The sequence below is a fragment of the Streptomyces sp. NPDC013317 genome (genome assembly GCF_055563155.1).
This window is the reverse complement of the sequence record NZ_JBVHDX010000024.1, coordinates 46,770-59,917: the sequence shown is the minus strand read 5'-3', so window position 1 is coordinate 59,917 and position 13,148 is coordinate 46,770. Positions and strand designations below refer to the sequence as shown.

General features: G+C 71.3%; 17 protein-coding genes. 8 read left to right on the top strand and 9 right to left on the bottom strand.

Going from position 1 to position 13,148, the window contains the following annotated elements:
* The first annotated feature begins 70 nt into the window (after nucleotides 1–70).
* Genes ACZ3IJ_RS35140 through ACZ3IJ_RS35120 form a run of 5 tightly spaced genes read left to right on the top strand, consistent with a single transcriptional unit; the run spans nucleotide 71 to nucleotide 2,273 of the window.
* A complete protein-coding gene (locus tag ACZ3IJ_RS35140) occupies nucleotides 71–1,057 on the top strand; it encodes a hypothetical protein (RefSeq protein WP_467475114.1) in 987 nt (328 codons plus the stop codon).
* A 25-nt stretch (nucleotides 1,058–1,082) separates the two neighbouring features.
* Entirely contained in the window at nucleotides 1,083–1,355 is a 273-nt protein-coding gene (locus ACZ3IJ_RS35135) for a hypothetical protein (protein WP_467475112.1), read from the top strand.
* A gap of 33 nt (nucleotides 1,356–1,388) precedes the next feature.
* The gene (locus tag ACZ3IJ_RS35130; RefSeq protein ID WP_467475110.1) at nucleotides 1,389–1,793 is read left to right on the top strand and encodes a hypothetical protein; all 405 of its coding nucleotides are present in this window, start codon (nucleotides 1,389–1,391) and stop codon (nucleotides 1,791–1,793) included.
* On the top strand, nucleotides 1,783–2,115 hold the full coding sequence (locus ACZ3IJ_RS35125) for a hypothetical protein (RefSeq protein ID WP_361755387.1): 333 nt from the start codon (nucleotides 1,783–1,785) through the stop codon (nucleotides 2,113–2,115). The genes ACZ3IJ_RS35130 and ACZ3IJ_RS35125 overlap by 11 nt, the downstream gene beginning before the upstream one ends.
* A 14-nt stretch (nucleotides 2,116–2,129) precedes the next feature.
* Nucleotides 2,130–2,273: a hypothetical protein gene (locus ACZ3IJ_RS35120; RefSeq protein WP_467475108.1), complete on the top strand. Its 144-nt coding sequence runs from the start codon at nucleotides 2,130–2,132 to the stop codon at nucleotides 2,271–2,273.
* A 90-nt stretch (nucleotides 2,274–2,363) separates the two neighbouring features.
* Here the strand turns inward: ACZ3IJ_RS35120 and ACZ3IJ_RS35115 are convergent, their stop codons facing one another.
* Entirely contained in the window at nucleotides 2,364–2,807 is a 444-nt protein-coding gene (locus tag ACZ3IJ_RS35115; RefSeq protein ID WP_467475106.1) for a hypothetical protein, read from the bottom strand.
* Between the two features lie 858 nt (nucleotides 2,808–3,665).
* On the opposite strand from ACZ3IJ_RS35115, the gene ACZ3IJ_RS35110 reads away from it, so the two are divergent.
* Nucleotides 3,666–4,250, top strand: a complete 585-nt coding sequence (locus tag ACZ3IJ_RS35110) for an XRE family transcriptional regulator (protein WP_467475116.1) — start codon at nucleotides 3,666–3,668, stop codon at nucleotides 4,248–4,250.
* A 125-nt stretch (nucleotides 4,251–4,375) separates the two neighbouring features.
* Here the strand turns inward: ACZ3IJ_RS35110 and ACZ3IJ_RS35105 are convergent, their stop codons facing one another.
* The 3 genes from ACZ3IJ_RS35105 to ACZ3IJ_RS35095 form a co-directional block, all read right to left on the bottom strand.
* Nucleotides 4,376–5,908 carry a 3' terminal RNA ribose 2'-O-methyltransferase Hen1 gene (locus tag ACZ3IJ_RS35105; protein WP_467475104.1) on the bottom strand — a complete coding sequence of 511 codons (1,533 nt, stop codon included), beginning with the start codon at nucleotides 5,906–5,908 and terminating at the stop codon, nucleotides 4,376–4,378.
* Between the two features lie 121 nt (nucleotides 5,909–6,029).
* The gene (gene mmuM / locus ACZ3IJ_RS35100; RefSeq protein ID WP_467475102.1) at nucleotides 6,030–6,953 is read right to left on the bottom strand and encodes a homocysteine S-methyltransferase; all 924 of its coding nucleotides are present in this window, start codon (nucleotides 6,951–6,953) and stop codon (nucleotides 6,030–6,032) included.
* A 13-nt stretch (nucleotides 6,954–6,966) separates the two neighbouring features.
* Nucleotides 6,967–7,890 carry an LLM class F420-dependent oxidoreductase gene (locus ACZ3IJ_RS35095; RefSeq protein WP_467475100.1) on the bottom strand — a complete coding sequence of 308 codons (924 nt, stop codon included), beginning with the start codon at nucleotides 7,888–7,890 and terminating at the stop codon, nucleotides 6,967–6,969.
* Between the two features lie 247 nt (nucleotides 7,891–8,137).
* Between ACZ3IJ_RS35095 and ACZ3IJ_RS35090 the strand changes: the two genes are divergently transcribed.
* Nucleotides 8,138–8,362 carry a hypothetical protein gene (locus ACZ3IJ_RS35090; protein WP_467475098.1) on the top strand — a complete coding sequence of 75 codons (225 nt, stop codon included), beginning with the start codon at nucleotides 8,138–8,140 and terminating at the stop codon, nucleotides 8,360–8,362.
* Between the two features lie 56 nt (nucleotides 8,363–8,418).
* On the opposite strand, the gene ACZ3IJ_RS35085 is transcribed toward ACZ3IJ_RS35090, so the two are convergent.
* The 5 genes from ACZ3IJ_RS35085 to ACZ3IJ_RS35065 all read right to left on the bottom strand — a co-directional run bounded on the left by ACZ3IJ_RS35085 (nucleotide 8,419) and on the right by ACZ3IJ_RS35065 (nucleotide 11,916).
* Nucleotides 8,419–8,913: a DUF6099 family protein gene (locus ACZ3IJ_RS35085; RefSeq protein ID WP_467475096.1), complete on the bottom strand. Its 495-nt coding sequence runs from the start codon at nucleotides 8,911–8,913 to the stop codon at nucleotides 8,419–8,421.
* Nucleotides 8,914–9,077: 164 nt separating this feature from the next.
* The gene (locus tag ACZ3IJ_RS35080; protein ID WP_467475094.1) at nucleotides 9,078–9,419 is read right to left on the bottom strand and encodes a nucleotide pyrophosphohydrolase; all 342 of its coding nucleotides are present in this window, start codon (nucleotides 9,417–9,419) and stop codon (nucleotides 9,078–9,080) included.
* Nucleotides 9,412–10,914, bottom strand: coding sequence for an AAA family ATPase (locus ACZ3IJ_RS35075; protein ID WP_467475092.1), 1,503 nt, complete (start codon nucleotides 10,912–10,914; stop codon nucleotides 9,412–9,414). The genes ACZ3IJ_RS35080 and ACZ3IJ_RS35075 overlap by 8 nt, the downstream gene beginning before the upstream one ends.
* Before the next feature lie 55 nt (nucleotides 10,915–10,969).
* A complete protein-coding gene (locus tag ACZ3IJ_RS35070) occupies nucleotides 10,970–11,395 on the bottom strand; it encodes a cell division protein SepF (RefSeq protein ID WP_391801670.1) in 426 nt (141 codons plus the stop codon).
* A 65-nt stretch (nucleotides 11,396–11,460) separates the two neighbouring features.
* A complete protein-coding gene (locus ACZ3IJ_RS35065) occupies nucleotides 11,461–11,916 on the bottom strand; it encodes an Lrp/AsnC family transcriptional regulator (RefSeq protein WP_260226008.1) in 456 nt (151 codons plus the stop codon).
* A gap of 116 nt (nucleotides 11,917–12,032) precedes the next feature.
* Between ACZ3IJ_RS35065 and ACZ3IJ_RS35060 the strand changes: the two genes are divergently transcribed.
* Nucleotides 12,033–13,094 carry an asparaginase gene (locus ACZ3IJ_RS35060; protein WP_467475089.1) on the top strand — a complete coding sequence of 354 codons (1,062 nt, stop codon included), beginning with the start codon at nucleotides 12,033–12,035 and terminating at the stop codon, nucleotides 13,092–13,094.
* The last annotated feature ends 54 nt before the right edge of the window (nucleotides 13,095–13,148 follow it).

The window sequence follows — 13,148 nt, the reverse complement described above, 5'->3', positions numbered from 1 at the left end:
GACCAAACTGCCCAAATCCCCTTGGGACCACACCACTGGTTCTAAGGCTTTCGTCATTCCTGGAGGCCTGATGGCCAAGACCGGACCACAGCGCTACCCGGGCGCGTCCACCTCCTACTGGCATCAGGCCCGGTGGGGCGGCACCGCGATGGAGTCGAACGTCGGCGTCATCCACACCACCGAAGGCCGGACCGTGCCGGACTATGGCGGCGGGGCTTCGGCGCCCAACTTCACCGCCATGCCCGACATCCCGAACAAGCGGCTGCGCTGGTACCAGCACTTCGACTTCGACGTCTCCTCACGCGCCCTGGTCAACAAGGCGGGTGGTGTCGACACAAACACGGCGAACGCCGTGCAGATCGAACTCGTCGGCACCTGCGACGAGCGCAATGCGTCTACGTGGGACGGCAAGCGGGTCGGCGTCGACTACATCTTCTGGCCCGCCGCACCGGACTGGGCGCTCGCCGAGCTCGCCAAGTTCGTGAAGTGGTCACACGACAACCACGGCATCCCGCTCCGGTCGACCGTCACCTGGAAGCCCTACAACAAGGGCCAGGTCGGCGGCTCCTACGGCGCGAACGGCGTCCGCCTGAGCGGCGCCCAGTGGAACGCCTACTACGGCTGGCTCGGCCACCAGCACGTGCCGGAGAACGACCACGGCGACCCCGGCAACCTCAACTTCGCCCGCGTGCTCGCCCACGCCACGGGCACCAAACCCACCCCTGAACCTGAGGAGGACGACGTGGCGATCACCGCCGACGACGCCAACCGGATCGCGCTCGCGGTCCACGGCTACCGCAACAAGGCCGCCAACGACGCGTCGCTCGAGGCCACTGGCAAGCCCATCCCCGACGCCTACGGGTACGACGTGCAGACGCACGCGATGGCCAAGGCCCTCACCACCCAGGTCGCGGCCCTCTCCGCCACGGTCAAGACCCTCGCCGACCAGCTCGGTGACGACGTCGACACCGCCACCGTCGTGGCCGCTGTCGAGCAGGCCATCGCCGATGCCGTCGTGCAGGTCAACGTCGACGTCACCGGCCCCACCAACTCCTGACCCACCCCATGGAAGCGAGAAAGCCATGACCTCCAACCTGCCCAACATCGGCGATGCCGAGACGGTCGTGAAGACCGCCGCGACCTACGCGAAGGATCTCGCCGAGCGCGTCATATGGACCGGCCTGACCGCGTCCGCCGCTGTGGCTCTCGCCGCCGGCCCGGGCGACATGTTCTCCGCCTCGTTCTGGGAGTCCGTTGGCGTGGCCGGCATCGCGGCCGGCGGGTCCCTCGTGAAGGGCCTCATCGCCCGGTTCGTCGGCTCCAAGCACAGCGCCTCCACCGCGTCTGGGGTGTAGGTGCGGTGCCGTGCACTGCGGCGACTGAGGCGAATGCTCGGTCGTCGCGGCACCATCCTGCTCAGCTACGGCTTCGTGTGGACCCTGATCGGCTACGGCCAGATCACCACTCCGCTGGCCGACCAGCGCGGTCTCCGCGTGCTGCTGAACGTCATGCCCCTGCAGGTATGGGGCTGGTGCTGGATCACCGCAGGCCTCGTCGCGGCAGCGTCCGCCTTTCTGCCACAGGGCATCGACTGGCCCGGCTTCCTCGCACTGCCGCTCATCACCGCCCCCTGGATGCTCGGCTATCTGATCAGCTGGTGGCCGCTCGGCCTGTACCCGAGGGGGTGGATAGCGGCAGCGCTCTACGGGGCGATCACTCTGCCGGTGCTAGTCGTCGCCGGATGGCGTGAACCGCCTCGGCCCAAGAGAGCGGAGCCTCCATATGAGTCCTGAGACTTGGGCCTCGATCGGCGTGTCAGCAGTCACTGGCGTCTGCGGCGTCTGGGCAGCCCGAGCCGCACGCCGGACACCCCGGCAAGAAAAGCGGGACGACTTCACCGTCATCCGCGATAGCCTCCAGCATCAGATCGATGGGCTGAAGGCAGACGCCGCCAGCCAGCAGGATCAGATCAGCGGGCAGGGCGCAGCGATCAGCTGGCTCGTCACCGACCGCCACAGCCTCGTCGGATACATCCGCCAGGCTGGCATGGAACCGCCGGCCCCGCGGCCGATCCCCGTCAGGGCGCGTCCCTTCCTCGATCACATCGACGTGTAAGAACTGGAGTACGAGTGCCTGATCAGACACTGCCGGCGCGGTCTGCCTACCGCGAGGCGGCCGCTGTCGCAGACGTCCCCGCCGAGCAGCCCGCCCCGCGATACCAGGGACTGTTCCTCGAACCCGACCTGCCGCCAGCCGGCGACGACGAGGACTGACAAGGCACCTGCCGTACACCCCTGTTTGCATCCTGACTACACCAAGCCCCCTCTCGCCTTCGGGCGGGAGGGGGCTTTTGCCGCGCCCGGCTATCGGCGGGCCAGTTCAGGCAGCAGCTCGCGGGCCTGCTTCATCAGCACCTCGTCGGCGAGGGCAAATCGGCCTACGTACAGCTCGCCGTGCCCGTACATATTGCCGCCGTTCCCCTTCGGCTCCGCGCGGGCCTCCCACTCCAGGGTCCAGTCCGCCGTAGCGATGTCCATGGAGCCTGGCTTGAGTACTGTGCGGGCACTCCAGGCGGTGCACAGCACCCACTCGGCGTGCGCGGAGCGGTCTGCGTTAGCGCCGGTGTGCCTCGCGCCGACGTCGAGGAGGCTCATGTCCGGAACCTCGGGAATCGGAATGTATCCGACGGCCGCTGTCACTCCGAAGTGCCCGGTAGTTGCGTAGGCGGCGACCCCGAAGACGTCTGGCCACATGTGCAGCAGGGGGAAGAGTGTGACCCTGCCAGTACCGCTGATCTCGCGTGCCATGGTGCGCCTCTCCTAGCGTGCGGAACCCCACTCTGATCCTGCCAGAGCGGGGCCCGCGACTCGCCGTGCTTCAGGGTTAGCGGTTGTCGCCGCAGCCCTGGGTGGGGTTGCTGCCGCCACCGTCGCCCGACTCGATGTCCTTGTTGCCCTGGTCCTCGTCGCCCTGTGCGGTCACCCAGCGGTTCATGTCGATCATGTGCGTACTCCTTCACTCGTAAGCGGAAGTGCACTTGCTGAGCCCCGCCTGGCGGGGCAGTTCCCTCGCCCGGTGTCGAGCCGGTGTACATGGGCTGCAAGGGATGGCCGTCTCACCGGGTGCGGGGGCGACCCGGCGAGACGGCGACTCAGGGGGTGTTGGACGGCCGGGAGGCGCTGATGATGCGGATCACTCCGCCTAGGGTGAGGCTGGCTCGTTCGGTAGGGCTGGCGGGCCAGCAGTCCTCCGAGGTGGCCGTCCATGCGTAGCCGCCGGGGCGGGTGAGGGTGAGTCTGCCGCCTGGCTGCACGGCTTGCACTTGCCCTGTGAGGGCTCTCGTTCCGTCGACTACGACGTCCCCCGGCCGGTATCTCATGTCCTTAGCGTGGCATCAGCGGCAGGACGTATCTGCCCCCTTTCTAGGGACAGTTGGACCGTCTCCCCCTACGCTCCAGGAAGGCCCAAAAGTCCGGCCTCAGGGGGTTGCAGTGAACGCGGCTTTACGATCAGCGATGGATGACGCGGGGCTCACGCCTCGGGGTTTGGCGGACCGAGTCGGGGTGACCGCGAAACAGGTGGAACGCTGGCTGGCGGACGGGGAACTGACACCGCACGCACGAAACCGTGCCGACACGGCGCGGGCACTGGAGGTGGACGAGGCGATGATCTGGCCGAAGGCAGTACGTGACCGCCTGAAGCTCGGCACCGACCGGGAGATCGTCTCCTCCTACCCTTACCGGTCGGCGTGCCCGTCGACCGTGTGGGCCGACCTCGTAGGTGGGGCTGAGCGCGAGATGCTCCTGGCGGGGTACACGAACTACTTCCTCTGGACGCAGGTACCTCACTTCTCAGCGACGGTACGGCGCCGAGCGGAAGCGGGGTGCCGAGTACGGATCCTTCTAGGTGACCCTGAGTGCGAGGTGACCAGGCAGCGCGAGGTCATTGAAGACGTGGCGCTGTCGGTGTCTACCCGCATCCGGATCACGCTGGACGGGCTGCGCAAGCTGGGGCCCGTCGAGGGCGTTGAGGCTCGCTTCAGTGCGGCGGAGGATGCCGCGAATCACGTGTCGCTGTCGGTGTTCCGGTTCGATGATCAGGCGCTAGTGACGCCGCATCTCGCCAGAGTCGTGGGGCACGACTCGCCGCTGCTACATCTGCGCCGGCATGGCGACGGCGGAATGTGGTCCCGTTTCGCAGAGCACGCTGACGAGCTCTGGGAGCGCGGTACTGCCGTGCCTATCGCCTGAGGCAACCCCCATCAGGCCCTCCCTGCTGCGCACCTTCGATTCCAAGGCGACGCTCCTGGCTCTCGGCCACTCGGAGTCGCGACCCACGAATGGCCAGGTCAGAGGCCTGCACAGCCCCGCTCGCACTACGCTGCGGCGCCTACTGTGACCGTCATCGTCCATGAGTGTCCTGATTCCGATATCGGGGGGCCGACCTCGGGGTCGTCGGGGCCGACCGGGGTGAACCCGACGCCGTACCCGTACTGTTCGGCGACGCGTCCGGCCCACGCGCGGAACTCCTCGCGGGTCCACTCGAAGCGGTGGTCGCCGTGCCGGACGTGCCCGGCCGGGAGGGACTCCCAGCGGACGTTGTACTCGACGTTCGGTGTGGTCACGAGGACCGTCCGGGGGCGCGCCGAACCGAACACCGCGTATTCGAGCGCGGGCAGCCGCGGCAGGTCGAGGTGCTCGATGACCTCGCTCAGGACCGCCGCGTCGTAGCCGGTCAGGCGCTTGTCGGTGTACGCGAGGGAGCCCTGGATCAGCTTCACCCGGCCGGCCTGGCGCTCGCCGAGCCGTTCCAGGCGCAGCCGCCGTCCGGCGATGGTCAGGGCCCGTACGGAGACGTCGACGCCCACGATGTCGGTGAAGCGCACGTCCTTGAGCAGCGCCTGCACCAACTGGCCCTGTCCGCAGCCGAGATCGAGCACACGGCTCGCGTCGGCGGCGCGCAGGGCGGCGAGGATCGCCTCGCGGCGCTGCTCGGCGAGCGACACCGTCTTCTCCGGGGCGTCCGTCGCCTCGCCGGTCGTCCGGTCCGCCGTCCGGCCGGTCGTCTCGTCCGCCGTCTCGTCCGCCGTCTCGTCCGCGTCTACCGCGTTGTCGAGGTCTTCGGCCGCCAGCCCGTCGGACTCGGCGAGCCGAGCCAGTTCCAGGCGTTCCATGGCGTCGCGGGTCAGGCCCCAGCGGCGCGAGAGGTAGCGGCTGGTGATCAGCTTCTGCTCGGGGTGCTCGGCGAGCCAGCCGTCACCGGCGCGCAGCAGCTTGTCGACCTCGTCGGGCGCGACCCAGTAGTGCTTGGCGTCGTCGAGGACGGGCAGCAGCACGTACAGCTGGTTGAGCGCGTCGGCGAGCCTCAGCTCCCCTTCGAGGACGAGCCTTACGTAACGCGAGTCGCCCCACTCCGGGAACGTGGTGTCCAGGGCCACCGGCTCGGCGTCGACCGTGTCCCAGCCCAGCGGCCCGAACAGCTTGCCGACCAGCTCGGCACCGCCGCGCGCCGGGAGCGCGGGGACCTCGATACGCAGCGGCAGGGGCGCGGCGGCACGCTCGGGCATCGCCTTGCAGGCACCGCGCAGGGCGCTCTTGAAGACGGTGGCGAGCGCGACGGCGAGCAGCGAGGAGGCGGCGTACGGCCGGTCGTTCACGTACTGCGCGAGCGCCGAGTCGGGGGCACCGCCCCTGCCCTTGCCCTTGCCACGGCGCACCAGCGCGATGGGGTCCACTTCGAGCAGGAGCGCGGCCGTGCACCGCTCGGCGGTCGCCTCGGGGTAGAGGACGTGCGCCGTGCCGTGCGAGGTCGAGAACGTCTGCGCGTTGTCGGGATGCTTGTGCAGCAGAAAGCCCAGATCGGTCGCGGGACGTTCGGGGGTGCCGGTGGTACTGATCGTCAGGAACACGCGTCCGAGTATGGTCCGGGATCCCTACTGCGACCAGGTATTTTCGGGTGCGGTCGCCGCCTCGCACCGCCGTGCTCCCGTTCGTTCGGCCCGCGGCGGCCCTCCTTCGCTCGGCGGGTCGTCACCCGGGCGGGCGCCGCTGCGCCGCCGACATGGCGGCGGCCAGCGCGGCGATCCGGTCGGGTCCCACGCGGCAGCACCCGCCGATCAGCCGCGCCCCGGCGGCGGGCCAGTCCCGCATGCGCTCCGGGTCGAAGGATCCGCCGCCGCTCCAGGACCGGGCGCCCGCGTCCCACTCCTCCCCGCTGTTGGGGTAGACGACGACCGGCTTTCCGGTGGCGTCGGCCGCGATCCGCACGGCCCGCGCGGCATCGTCCGGCGCACAGCAGTTGACCCCTACCGCGATCACCTGGTCGTTCCCCGCCGCCAGCCCGAACGCCTCCGTGAGACCCTGCCCGGCGCGCGTCCGCTCCCCTTCGATCGTGTACGAGAGCCAGACCGGCACCCCGCACCCCTCGGCCGCCCGCAGGAGCGCCTCGGCCTCGACGGCGTCCGGCACCGTCTCCAGCGCCAGCACGTCCGGTCCGCCCGCCGCGAGCGCCTCGATCCGGGGCCGGTGGAACCGCTCCAGTTCGCGCACACCCAGCCCGTACCGTCCCCGGTACTCGCTCCCGTCCGCGAGCATCGCCCCGTACGGTCCCACCGACCCGGCCACCCAGACCGGCCTCGCGGCCCCCTCCGCCGCCGCCCGGGCCAGTTCCACGCTCCGCGCGAGCAGCCGCGCGGCCTCGGCCCGTCCGGCCCCGCGCCGCGCGAAGCCCTCGAACGTGGCCTGGTAGCTACCGGTGATCAGCACCCGGGCGCCCGCCCGTACGTACGCCGTGTGCGCCGCCCCGATCTGCTCGGGTCCGTCGACGAGCAGCCGCGCCGACCACAGCTCGTCACGGAGATCGCACCCCTGCGCCTCCAACTGGTGGGCGAGCCCACCGTCGAGGACGAGCACCTCGTCGGCCATCGCCTCGGCGAGCGTACGGACGGGCCTCATCGCGCGCCTCCGCTCAGCCGAGCTGGGACTGGACCTGGGCGGAGATCAGCTCCAGGTGGTCCAGGTCGTCCAGGTCGAGCACCTGGAGATAGATCCTGGACGCCCCGATCGCTCCGTACCGGCCGATCTTGTCCACGACCTCGGCGGGCGAGCCTGCCAGGCCGTTCGCCTTCAGCTCCTCGACCTCGCGCCCGATGGCCGCCGCCCGGCGGGCCACCTCGGCATCGTCCTTGCCGACGCAGACCACCAGGGCGTTGGAGTACACCAGCGCGTCGGCCCCGCGGCCCGCGGCCTCCGCGGCGGCCCGGACGCGCCCGAACTGCCGCTCGCTGTCCTCCAGGGAGGCGAAGGGGATGTTGAACTCGTCGGCGTACCGCGCGGCCAGGCGCGGCGTGCGGCTCGCTCCGTGTCCGCCGATGAGCACCGGGAGCCTGTCCTGGGCCGGCTTCGGCAGCGCCGGCGAGTCGGTGAGCTGGTAGTACTCGCCGTCGTACGAGAACGTCTTGCCGAGCTCCGTACCCCACAGCCCGGTGACGATCGCCAGCTGCTCCTCGAGCCGGCCGAACCTCTCCTTGGGGAACGGGATCCCGTACGCCCGGTGCTCCTCCTCGAACCAACCCGCGCCCAGGCCCAGTTCGACCCGGCCGCCGGACATCCGGTCGACCTGGGCGACCTGGATGGCGAGGACGCCCGGGAGGCGGAAGGTGCCGGCGGTCATCAGTGTGCCGAGACGGATCCGCCGGGTCTCCCGGGCCAGGCCGGCCAGGGTGATCCAGGCGTCGGTCGGCCCGGGCAGCCCGTCGGCGGAGCCCATGCTGACGTAGTGGTCGGACCGGAAGAAGGCGTCGAAGCCGAGGTCCTCGGTGGCCTTGGCGACCGTGAGCAGGGTGTCGTAGTCGGCCCCTTGCTGGGGCTCGGTGAAGATTCGAAGATCCATGCCTCCATCCTGCACCTCGGGGCGGCCGTCAACCTCTCCGTCAGCCCCGCGGACGCCGCGGCTCGGTCGGGTGAATATCCGGGCCTCCGGCAGTGCGCGGTCCGCCGGGCCAGTGACCGGGGCCCGGCACCGTCGTTGGCTCGGGCGGAGCCGGACCGCCCGGCCCGCGCGCCGGCGGCCGCTGCCGGTGCGTCGTTCTCGACGGTGGCCCTCCCTCGCGGGACGGGCCTGGGCCGAGGAGGCCGCCATGTCCCAGGAAGCCGCGCCCGAAAGGGCGCTGCCCGAGCAGCCGGTACAGCAGTCGCAGTCCGTGCCCGAGCAGAAGGGCTCGGGCACCCCCAAGGGCCTGCTGCAGCAGATGGAGGAGCTGATGGCGGCGCTCAACGCCGACCTGTCGCAGCTCGACGCCGACCTTCAGTCCTCGGCGGACCGCCAGGAGTCCCGAGCCGGGGACGCCCCCGGCGCGGGCTGACAGCGCCCCGGCCGCCCTCCACCCGTCTCCCACACGCCCGCTCCCGCGGTCGCCGTTCATCGCGGCGCCGCCGGGCCCGCCCGGCCCCGGGCGGCATCGGGCGGCCGGTCACGCTCCCGGATCGCGAGTCGTCGCAGCATCCCGCGCACCCGGTCGTTCGACTCGTCGGCGGCGTCGATCGCCTCGATGCACTGCCAGTACAACCCCTCCTCGTCGGTCGCGCAGGCCACGCCGACCAGGGCGATGCCCACCTCTCCCAGGAGCGCGCCGAGCGCGGTCAACGCCACGCGCGCGTTCGTCACTTCGGTCAGCTGGGCGGCTCTCGGCCCGCCCGTCCGCAGCACAGGGTGCTCCGCCACCCCGCGCCCGCCGCCGATCTCACTGAGCCCCCGCGCCTCGCTCCGCAGCTCCTGCGGTCCGCAGAGCGCGAGATGACTCCCTATCGCCTGTGCGAGGGCCTGGGCCTGCCAGGCCTCCGCCACGATGTCCAGTGCCGTCCGGCTCTCCGCCAGCGCGTGCCGGCCCGCCGCGATCAGTCGCTCCGCTTCCATGGACGCCGCCCCCGTTCGTACGACTTACTGCCCACTGAATCCATTACCCAGAGTGAAGGCGCCTGAGCCCAAACGCCAGAGGAATTCGGAAATCTGTGGACAGGAAGCTCGATGGGGAGAAGTCGATCACTCCGAAGAGTGACGATCACCGTTTTCAGTGGCGTTTACGTCTCCTCCGGGGGTCGCACAGCCGGGAAGCGGAGTTCGTTCCTGTCGATCTTCGCCGACAGCGCGGCCAGCGGGTCGACGTCCAGCGCCGCGCAGAACTGCAGCAGATAGGCCAGTACGTCCGCGACCTCGTCCTCCACCCGGTGCGCCTTGTCCGGGTCGTCCATCACCCGCTCCGCCTGCTCCGGCGTCAACCACTGGAAGATCTCCAGGAGTTCGGCGGCCTCGACGCTGAGCGCCGCCGCCAGGTTCTTGGGTTTGTGGTACGGCTGCCAGGCCCGTGCCGCCGCGAACTCGGTCAATCTGCGCTGCAGTCCCGCTACATCCAGTTCACTCACTCCCCAGATGTACCACCGACACCCCCGGTGTCTCACGCGCGTATTCCGCCGCCGCCTCTCCGACGGTGCCGACGAGCCGGATGTGCCCGTCGGCACAGATGCCGGCGGCGAGGTCGAGGAGCGCGCGGAGCTGGAGCCCGTCCAGACATCCGTCCAGGCCGTCGGCGAGAACGGTCAGCGTCCGCATGGCGGAGGGCACTTCGGCGAGCTGGTCCATGGCCAGCACGCCGGGTCCGGTGAGCAGGACGAGGGCGAGGGCGAGGTAGCGCAGCTCGCCGTCGCCGAGCCGGCCCAGCGGGGTCACGACCGGAACGCCGCCGCGCGGCGCCGGAACCGCGACGCCGCCCGGCGCACCACCCGGCACCCCGCCCTGAAAGCCGACGGCAGGCGGCCCTCCCGCCGGCCCGCCCCCGGCCCCCCTCGGACCGCGCTCGAGAACCGCCCGTACCGTCGCGTCCGGCAGTTCCTCCACACGCAGCCCCGTGACGACACCCGCGCAGCCGGCGCCCGCGACCGCCGCGAGCCGGGCATGGCGACGCGCGCACTCGGTCGCGGTGCGGTGCAGCACCTCCGCCAGGTTGTCGCAGCCGCGCCGCAGCCGCCCCTCGCCCTTCGGCACGGGAGCACGCATCCGCGACGGACGGGGGTCGCACGGGAAGACCGAGCGAAGGGCGACGACCACCTGCTCGGCGGCGGCCAGGACCTCCAGCTGCCCCTTCGTCTTTCCGGCCACGCGCAGGGGCAACAGGGCGGTGCCGAGCCGGCCGTCGGGGAACGGCGCGCGGGTGACGGGGCTGGTGCCCGCGGTGTGCCATTCGGCCTGGACGGTGCTGCGCCCGGGGTCGCGGAGGGCGGTGGTGAGCAGCGTGCGGCCACGGCAGGTGAGTCGTTCGCCGACGATACGGAGTGAGGGTTCGACCTGGACGGCGAGGTCGAGGCGGACCGGCCCGGCAGGGCCGTCGACGGTGCAGCCGATCCGGAACCCCCGCCTCCCCTGGGCGTCGGGCCGGGCTCGCTCGGGCACGCAGGCGACGGCGTCGGGGAAGGCGGCGGCCAGGTCCTCACCCGCGCCGAGCCGCGCCAGCGCCTCGTACGCCCGCAGGGCGGTGGACTTTCCGGTGCCGCTCGCCCCGGTGAAGAGGGTCACGGGACCGAGCGGGTGGACGGCGGCGCGGTGCGCGGCGAAGGCGGAGAGCCGGAGTTCGGTGACGGCGGGCCGTGCGGTCCGGACGGTCCGGACAGCACCGGCCGCCGAGCCGGGCGACGGGCGGACCGCCGAGACGGCCGCCGAGCCGGTCGCCACGCCCGGGGCCGAGCCGGTCGCCTGGCCCGCTGACGGGCCGGCCGCCGCAGCGCCACCGCGTAAGGGGCCCCGGACCGGGCTCCGTGCCTGCGTGCTCCGCGCCTGGGTCGTACAGGCGAGGGAGCCGGCGGCGCGGGGGGAGGGGACGGAATCAGGCATTCGGTCGGGCGTGGGGCCGCCGGTGGAGTCCATGATCGGACCGTACGCAGAACCGCGGATGACGAACCGTTACGCCCTGACCATCTTCCTACGATCGGGGGACGGCGACTCCCGCCACGTCCTCGTCCGCCTCCGCGTCGGACGCGCCCTCGACCTCCGTACCGGCGGGCGCGAGAAGGAAGACGTTGCGGTCGACCCGGTGCATGACGCTGCCGAGCCCGAACACGACGCCGCTGCTGAAGTCCAGGATGCGCTTGGCGACGTCGGTGTCAGCGCTCGTCAGGTCGAGGAGCACCGGGATCTGCGCGATGAGGTAGTCGGCGACCTCGCGCGCGTCCGCGAAGACCTGCACGCGCAGGACGATCATGCGGCGCTGCTCGGCCGCCTCGTACGGGTCGGGCACCGCGCGGTGGTCGACCCTGGACGGCCATTCGTCACGCCCTCGCAGGGGCAGGACCTGCGCCAGGCCCTCCCACTGTTCGTCGGTGACGTCGTACCTCTCGTACCTACTCATGCACCCATCCTCCCGTTACTCACCCGTTCGGCCCAACAGCGACACGAGCCGACTCGGGTGTGCGGTCAGCGTTCGACCGGCAGTCCGCGCGGTTCCTTGATCCGTTTCATGATGATCTGCGAGTTGACCTCGGTGACCCCGGTCAGCGAGGTCAGCCGTTCGATCCACAGCCGTTCGTACGCGGCGAGGTCCGCGACCGCGATCCGCAGCAGACAGCCGGGGCTGCCGAAGAGCCGGTGCGCCTCGATGACGTCGGGGATGTCCCGCAGCGCCTCCTCGAAGGCCTCGACGGTCTCCCGGTCCCGCCGGACCTCGATCGAGACGAGCACCTCGAAACCCCGCCCGACGGCCGCGGGGTCGATGACGGCGCGATACCCCTGGATCACGCCGTCCTCCTCCAGCTGCCGCACCCGCCGCAGGCAGGCGGAGGCACTGAGGCCGATGCGCTGGGCGAGCTCCAGGTTGGTCAGCCGACCGTCCTCCTGGAGCTCACGCAAGATACTGCGATCGATCCGATCCATGACGCAATTATGCACGTCATATCTCGCAGGGTCGGCCTCGAACTCGCAATCACATGCCATACAAGCTGACCTATCGTTGCGAAGGCGACACCCTTCGATCTCCGGGACAGACAGACATGCAGTGGACACGCGACGACCGGCCGCGCCGGATCACCCTCATCAGCACGGGCGGCACCATAGCCAGCCGCTGGCAGGGCGTCGGGTACGCCGCCGACGCCTCCGGTGACGACGTCCTGGCCACCTCGGCACTGCCCGAGGGCGTGACGGTCGAGGTCGTCGACCTGTTCAACGTCAACAGCTCCCGGATGACCTCCGCCCGTCAGGTCACCCTGCTGCGCGCGGTCCACGCGGCGCTCGCCGACCCCGGCGTCGACGGCGTCGTGGTCACCCACGGCACGGACACCCTGGAGGAGTCCGCCTTCTTCCTGGACCTCCACCACACGGACCCGCGACCGGTCGTCTTCACCGGGGCGCAGCGTCCGCTCGGTACGGGGGACGGCGACGGCCCCGGCAACGTGTACGACGCCCTTCAGGTGGCCGCCTCGGTCCGCGACCTGGGCGTGCTCGTCGTCTTCGACGGCCGGGTGCACGCGGCGCGCGGCACCGTGAAGACGCAGACCCTGGCGGCGGACGCGTTCGCCGACCCGTCGGAGTCCAGCCTCGGGAAGGTCGGTTTCGGCAGCGTGGACATCCGCCGCAGCCCCGACCGGCCCGCCCCGCTCCCCCTGCCCACGGCCGCCGTCGAGGACCTGCCGCGGGTCGACATGGTGATGCACCACAGCGACGGCGACCCCCTCTTCCTGAACACCTCCGTCGCGGCCGGTGCGCGGGGCGTCGTGCTCGTCGGTACGGGCGCGGGCAACGCGACCCCGGAGATCGTCGAGGCCGTCGGCGCGGCGGTCGCCCAGGGCACCCTGGTGGCGCTGAGCACGCGGGTACCGGCCGGCCCGGTCGCCGAGCTCTACACCGGCGGCGGGGCCGTGGACCTGGTGGCCGCCGGAGCCGTACCGGCCGGAACGCTGCGTGCGGGGCAGGCCCGGATGGCGGTCCTGGCGACCCTCCTTTCCGACGTCGCTCCGGACCGCCGGCCGGCGCTGCTGCACCGGCTGCTGAACGGCCCCGCGCGCCCGGAGCCCGCCCTGACGGCGTCCGGCTCCCGCTTCAACGGCACCTCCTGACGCAGAGCCACCCCGCCTCTCTCCTTCCCCGCCTCTCTGCCTTTCCCCGCTTCT

Bases quoted from the DNA above. Each gene is read 5' to 3' on its own strand.
- ACZ3IJ_RS35060 (WP_467475089.1), top strand. From the start codon at position 12,033: ATGCAGTGGACACGCGACGACCGGCCGCGCCGGATCACCCTCATCAGC.
- ACZ3IJ_RS35135 (WP_467475112.1), top strand. From the start codon at position 1,083: ATGACCTCCAACCTGCCCAACATCGGCGATGCCGAGACGGTCGTGAAG.
- ACZ3IJ_RS35095 (WP_467475100.1), bottom strand. From the start codon at position 7,890: ATGGATCTTCGAATCTTCACCGAGCCCCAGCAAGGGGCCGACTACGAC.
- ACZ3IJ_RS35130 (WP_467475110.1), top strand. From the start codon at position 1,389: ATGCTCGGTCGTCGCGGCACCATCCTGCTCAGCTACGGCTTCGTGTGG.
- ACZ3IJ_RS35075 (WP_467475092.1), bottom strand. From the start codon at position 10,914: ATGGACTCCACCGGCGGCCCCACGCCCGACCGAATGCCTGATTCCGTC.
- ACZ3IJ_RS35065 (WP_260226008.1), bottom strand. From the start codon at position 11,916: ATGGATCGGATCGATCGCAGTATCTTGCGTGAGCTCCAGGAGGACGGT.
- ACZ3IJ_RS35090 (WP_467475098.1), top strand. From the start codon at position 8,138: ATGTCCCAGGAAGCCGCGCCCGAAAGGGCGCTGCCCGAGCAGCCGGTA.
- ACZ3IJ_RS35110 (WP_467475116.1), top strand. From the start codon at position 3,666: ATGATCTGGCCGAAGGCAGTACGTGACCGCCTGAAGCTCGGCACCGAC.
- ACZ3IJ_RS35140 (WP_467475114.1), top strand. From the start codon at position 71: ATGGCCAAGACCGGACCACAGCGCTACCCGGGCGCGTCCACCTCCTAC.
- ACZ3IJ_RS35125 (WP_361755387.1), top strand. From the start codon at position 1,783: ATGAGTCCTGAGACTTGGGCCTCGATCGGCGTGTCAGCAGTCACTGGC.
- ACZ3IJ_RS35085 (WP_467475096.1), bottom strand. From the start codon at position 8,913: ATGGAAGCGGAGCGACTGATCGCGGCGGGCCGGCACGCGCTGGCGGAG.
- ACZ3IJ_RS35115 (WP_467475106.1), bottom strand. From the start codon at position 2,807: ATGGCACGCGAGATCAGCGGTACTGGCAGGGTCACACTCTTCCCCCTG.
- ACZ3IJ_RS35070 (WP_391801670.1), bottom strand. From the start codon at position 11,395: ATGAGTAGGTACGAGAGGTACGACGTCACCGACGAACAGTGGGAGGGC.
- mmuM (WP_467475102.1), bottom strand. From the start codon at position 6,953: ATGAGGCCCGTCCGTACGCTCGCCGAGGCGATGGCCGACGAGGTGCTC.